Origin of the sequence: Streptomyces sp. WELS2 (genome assembly GCF_013870595.1) — a bacterium.
Lineage (GTDB): Bacteria > Actinomycetota > Actinomycetes > Streptomycetales > Streptomycetaceae > Streptomyces.
The window spans coordinates 1-5,129 of the sequence record NZ_JACBWZ010000452.1 but is presented as its reverse complement, the minus strand read 5'-3'; the positions used below and the strand labels follow the sequence as shown (position 1 = coordinate 5,129).

Genomic DNA, 5,129 nt, shown 5'->3' with positions numbered 1-5,129 from the left:
GAACGTGGTGTGGATGCGGCCGTCGCCGGCGATGGTCTTGATCAGGCCCTCGACCTGGCCCTCCTGGAGGGCGGACTGCCCTCCCGCTTCCTGCCCCGCGACCCCGGCATCGGCCGCCCCGGACTCCAGGCCCGGCTCGACGCGCTGGAGGAGGAGTGGTTCGCCCGGATGCGGGCCGAGCTGCCGGGCTCCGTCGCCGAGACCGAGGACTGGCCCGCCCTGCTGACCGCGGCCGGTCTGAAGCACACCGGCACCCGCACCTTCCTGCTCGACCTGCCCGCCCCGGCCGGCGACCGGGCCCGCGCCTATGTCGCCGCGCACCTGTCCCGGGTGCGCGAGGGCGTCGGCGAGGCGCTGGACGCCGACGACCGCGCCACCCTCGACCGGCTCCTGGACCCCGCCGACCCGGCGAGCGTGCACGTACGCCCGGACGTGTTCGTGCTCGGCGCGTACACCGTGCACACCGCCGTCCGCCAGGGCTGAACCGGGCGCCGGTCCAGCCGCCGGCGACGGACGTCTCAGTTGCTCGCGAGGAACTGCCTGGCCAGCTGGTCCCCGAGGGAGACCGCGGCGCTGTGGCTCTCTATGGGGGAGACCTTGGAGTTCTTGAACAGGATGTAGGTCACCCCCGAGTCCGCGCCCCCGGTCTCGGGGTCCGGGTCGATGCCGAGCGCCTTGGCGGTGGCGTACGACGCCTCGCCGATGATGCCCGAGGGGCCGGTGTCGCCGACGACGGCGTACTCGACCTTGTTGTTGTAGACGACGGCGACCACACCGCCGCCCTTGATCCCGGCGTCCGAGTAGTTCCAGATGCCGCTGGTGCTGGGCACCACGACGTACGGCAGGGTCTCCGCCTTCAGCGGCTTGCCGTCGGACTGGTGGAAGGCGGTGTCGGCCTGGAACCAGGGGTCGCGGTCCTCGTTGCAGTTGGTGGTGCGCTGGCCGTCGCAGTCGATGTCCATGTCCGCCTTCCAGAACACCGCGCCGTTCTTGCCGCACACCGGGACCGTGGCCGAGGTCTCCTCGTCGGTCTTGTACTTGCCGTTGGAGATCTGTGAACAGGACGTCACCTTGGCGAGCAGGTCGGCGGCGCTGACCGTGCCCTCCTGGGCGGACTTCGGGGCGGCGGCGGAGGCGTGGGCGGGCAGCAGGCCGGCGGCGAGCAGGGCGGTGCCGGAGGCCGCGGCGAGGGTGAGGGTTCGAAGGCGCATGGCGGAGACCCTTCTGTTAGGAAAGTTTCCTTACCGGGTGCGTCCACCGTGCCCCGACGGCATGCCCTCGTCAACCCTCGGGTTGCGAACGGCTGAAAGGCGTGCGCATTGCGGTGATTGCGGTCGCTGGGGAGACTGGTGGGGTCGGGCGTGTCTTCGACGTCCGGCCGTTTCACGGTCGCCGTTTGCGGAGGCGAGTCTCATGTTCGTACGCGCGGTGTACGCGACCGGTGATCCCGCGCTGCTGGACACGGCCGTGCGGTCGCTCAACAGCGAGGGACGGGATCTGCTGGAGGAACGCCCGGGATACCGGGGCGCGGGCGTCTTCGTGGACCGCGAACTCGGCAAACTCCTCACGGTGAGCTGGTGGGAGACCGAGGCGGCGCGGCACAACAGCGACGAGGTCATGCGCGAGCGGCGCGAGGCGCTGCTGGAGCCCTTCGCCGGCACGCTGTCGGTCGCCAACTTCGAGGCCGCGGTGTACCACCAGGTCGCGCACCCCCGGCAGGGCGGCGGACTGCGCGCCGCCCGGCTGGAGTTCGACCCGCGCGACGCGGACCTGGTCGTCGACGCCTTCCGGGCCACGGTGGTGCCCCGGGCCGAGTCGCTGCCGGGACTGTGCCGGACCTCCCTGCTGCTCGACCGGGAGCGGGGACGGGCCGTGGCCGGCGCCCTGTTCGCCGACCGCGCCGCGCTGGCCGCCTCGCGGGCGGCCATGGCCGGCGTGCGCCACGAGGCGTCGGCCAAGGCGCACGTCGACGTGGTCGGCCTCGAGGAGTTCGAGGTCGTGTACGCCGACGTGCGCCTCGACTGAGCCGCGCCGCCGCGCCGGGCCGCGATCAGGCCGTACCGGTGATCAGGCCATGTCGAAGGTGGCCGGGTCCGGGCCGAGCCGCCGGTCCTCGTTGAGCGCGCTGATCGCCGCGAGGTCCTCGTCGTCCAGGCTGAAGTCGAACACCGCGATGTTCTCCTTGATCCGGGACGGCGTCACGGACTTCGGGATCACGATGTTGCCCAGCTGGAGGTGCCAGCGCAGCACCACCTGGGCCGGGGTGCGGTCGTGCTTGCGCGCGATCGCCACGATCGCGGGCACCTCCAGCAGGCCCTTGCCCTGGCCGAGCGGCGACCAGGCCTCGGTGGCGATGCCCAGCTCCCCGTGGACGGCGCGCGACTCGCGCTGCTGCAGGTGCGGGTGCAGCTCGATCTGGTTGACCGCCGGGACGACCGAGGTCTCCTCGGTCAGCCGCCGCAGGTGCTCGGGCAGGAAGTTGGAGACGCCGATGGCACGCACCCGCTTGTCCGCGTACAGCTTCTCGAACGCCCTGTAGGTGTCGACGTACGCGTCCCGGGACGGCAGCGGCCAGTGGATCAGGTACAGGTCGACGTAGTCGAGCCCCAGCTTCGCCAGCGACGCGTCGAAGGCGCGCAGCGTGGCGTCGTACCCCTGGTCGCTGTTCCAGACCTTGGTGGTGACGAAGATCTCTTCGCGGGGCAGGCCGGAGGCGGCGATGGCCTTGCCGGTGCCCTCCTCGTTGCCGTAGATCGCGGCGGTGTCGATGCTGCGGTAACCGGCCTCGAGTGCCGTGGCGACGGCTCGCTCGGCCTCGTCGTCCGGCACCTGCCAGACGCCGTATCCCAGCTGGGGCATCTCGACGTCGTTGTTGAGGATGATCGGGGGGACGTTGCTGCTCACGAGCCTCTTGGTCCTTCGGTTGTCGACAGGTGTTACTCCCATGGTCAACGATCACGGGCCGCTGCGCATTCCTGGCCGCGCGGGTCACCGCGGATTCCCGGCCCGCGGAGGTGCCGGGGGGCGGGGTGTCAGACGCGGTAGAGCGCGTCCACCTCGTTCGCGTACGCCTTCTCGATCGCCTTCCGCTTCAGCTTCAGCGACGGCGTCAGCAGGCCGTGCTCCTCGGTGAACGGCTGGGCCAGGATGCGGAAGGTGCGGATCGACTCCGCCTGCGAGACCAGCGTGTTGGCGGCCACCACCGCGCGCCGCACCTCCGCCTCGAGATCCGCGTCGCGCACCAGCTCGGCCGCGGTCAGCCCCGGCTTGCCGCGCATCTGGAGCCAGTGCTCGACCGCCTCCCGGTCCAGCGTGACCAGTGCGGCGATGTAGGGGCGGTCGTTGCCGACCACGATGCACTGGCCGACCAGCGGATGCTCGCGGACCCGCTCCTCCAGCACACCCGGCGAGACGCTCTTGCCGCCGGAGGTCACCAGGATCTCCTTCTTGCGGCCGGTGATGGTCAGATAGCCGTCCTCGTCCAGCGCGCCCAGGTCACCGGTGGCCAGCCAGCCGTCGTGCAGGGTCTCGTCGGTGGCCTTCTGGTTGTTGAGGTAGCCCTGGAAGACGGTGCCGCCGCGCAGCCAGATCTCCCCGTCGTCGGCGATGTGCACGGTCACGCCCGGGATGGGCGGGCCCACGGTGCCGTAGCGGGTGCGCCCGGGCGGGTTGGCGGTCGCGGCGGCCGTCGACTCGGTCAGCCCGTAGCCCTCGTAGATCTGCACGCCCGCGCCCGCGAAGAACAGCCCCAGCCGGCGGTCCATCGCCGACCCGCCGGACATCGCGTTGCGGATCCGCCCGCCCATCGCGGCGCGGACCTTGGCGTACACCAGCTTGTCGAACAGCTGGTGCTGCATCCGCAGCCCCGCCGACGGGCCCGGCCCGGTGCCCCACGCCTTGGCCTCCACCGCCTCCGCGTACTTCACGGCGATGTCGACGGCCTTCTCGAACGGTCCCGACCTGCCCTCCCGCTCGGCCTTGCGGCGGGCCGCGTGGAACACCTTCTCGAAGATGTACGGCACCGCGAGGATGAACGTCGGCCGGAACGCGGCCAGGTCGGGCAGCAGGGCGGCGGCGTGCAGCTGCGGCTGGTGCCCGAAGCGGACCCGGCCGCGGATCGCGGCGACCTCCACCATCCGCCCGAAGACGTGCGCCAGCGGCAGGAACAGCAGCGTGGACGCCTCGTCGCCCTTCCTGGAGTGGAACACCGGCTCCCACCCCCGCAGCACGGTGTCCGCCTCGCACATGAAGTTGCCGTGGGACAGCAGACAGCCCTTGGGGCGGCCCGTGGTGCCGGAGGTGTAGATGACGGTGGCGACCGAGTCCGGGGTGACCGCCTGCCGGTGCCGGTGCACCACCTCGTCGTCCAGGTGCGCTCCGGCGTCGTACAGCTCCTGCACACAGCCGGCGTCCAGCTGCCACAGCCGGCGCAGCCGCGGCAGCCGGTCGATGACGGTGGCGACGGTCATCGCGTGGTCCTCGTGCTCCACGACGGCCGCGGTCACCTCGGCGTCGTGCAGCATCCAGAAGCACTGCTCGGCCGAGGAGGTGGGGTAGACGGGCACCACCTGGGCGCCGATGGTCCACAGGGCGAAGTCGAAGAGGGTCCACTCGTAGCGGGTGCGGCACATGATGGCGACGCGGTCGCCGAAGCGGACACCGTCGGCCAGCAGGCCCTTGGCGAGGGCCATGACCTCGTCGCGGAACTCGGCGGCGGTCACGTCCCGCCACTGCCCGGCGGCGTCCTTGCGGCCGAGCGCGATGTGCTGCGGATCGGTCAGGGCGTGCTCGAAGACGATGTCGGCCAGACCGCCCGCCGGCGGTGGCGACACCAGCGGAGGGTTGGTGAACTCCCGCAACCTCGCTCCCCGTTTTCTCGCGTCTCGGTGGTGCTGGTCCACGCACCGCAACAGCGCGGTGAAAGCTACCTCACACGATCCGTGCGCGGGAGGGCTCCGGAAGCCGGGCAAACCACGCGTTCCGCCTCCATGACGGCCGGGAAATGCCCGCACATGGGGAAGGGTCGGACACAACACCGACGGCACCGTAAGTTTCGGTACCGTAATCTCCACCGAATCTGTACGGGCCGATTACGGCGACCGGATCCGCGCGGGCCTGGTGGGCCGGCC

The 5,129-nt window shown here is 71.3% G+C and carries 4 protein-coding genes and 1 pseudogene; 2 read left to right on the top strand and 3 right to left on the bottom strand.

Annotation, left to right across the window (positions count from 1 at the left end):
- Positions 1 to 483: pseudogene (locus tag H5J33_RS22970) on the top strand (SAM-dependent methyltransferase); the annotation flags it as partial.
- Between the two features lie 35 nt (positions 484 to 518).
- On the opposite strand, the gene H5J33_RS22965 reads toward H5J33_RS22970, so the two are convergent.
- Positions 519 to 1,211, bottom strand: a complete 693-nt coding sequence (locus H5J33_RS22965; RefSeq protein ID WP_181796799.1) for a glycoside hydrolase family 75 protein — start codon at positions 1,209 to 1,211, stop codon at positions 519 to 521.
- A gap of 202 nt (positions 1,212 to 1,413) precedes the next feature.
- On the opposite strand from H5J33_RS22965, the gene H5J33_RS22960 reads away from it, so the two are divergent.
- The gene (locus H5J33_RS22960) at positions 1,414 to 2,025 is read left to right on the top strand and encodes a hypothetical protein (protein WP_181796798.1); all 612 of its coding nucleotides are present in this window, start codon (positions 1,414 to 1,416) and stop codon (positions 2,023 to 2,025) included.
- Positions 2,026 to 2,067: 42 nt separating this feature from the next.
- Here H5J33_RS22960 and H5J33_RS22955 read toward each other — a convergent pair whose 3' ends face one another.
- Positions 2,068 to 2,904 (bottom strand): aldo/keto reductase, encoded by an 837-nt coding sequence (locus tag H5J33_RS22955; RefSeq protein ID WP_181796797.1) that lies wholly within the window; start codon positions 2,902 to 2,904, stop codon positions 2,068 to 2,070.
- Positions 2,905 to 3,032: 128 nt separating this feature from the next.
- Positions 3,033 to 4,859, bottom strand: a complete 1,827-nt coding sequence (locus tag H5J33_RS22950) for a long-chain fatty acid--CoA ligase (protein ID WP_181796796.1) — start codon at positions 4,857 to 4,859, stop codon at positions 3,033 to 3,035.
- Between the last annotated feature and the right edge of the window lie 270 nt (positions 4,860 to 5,129).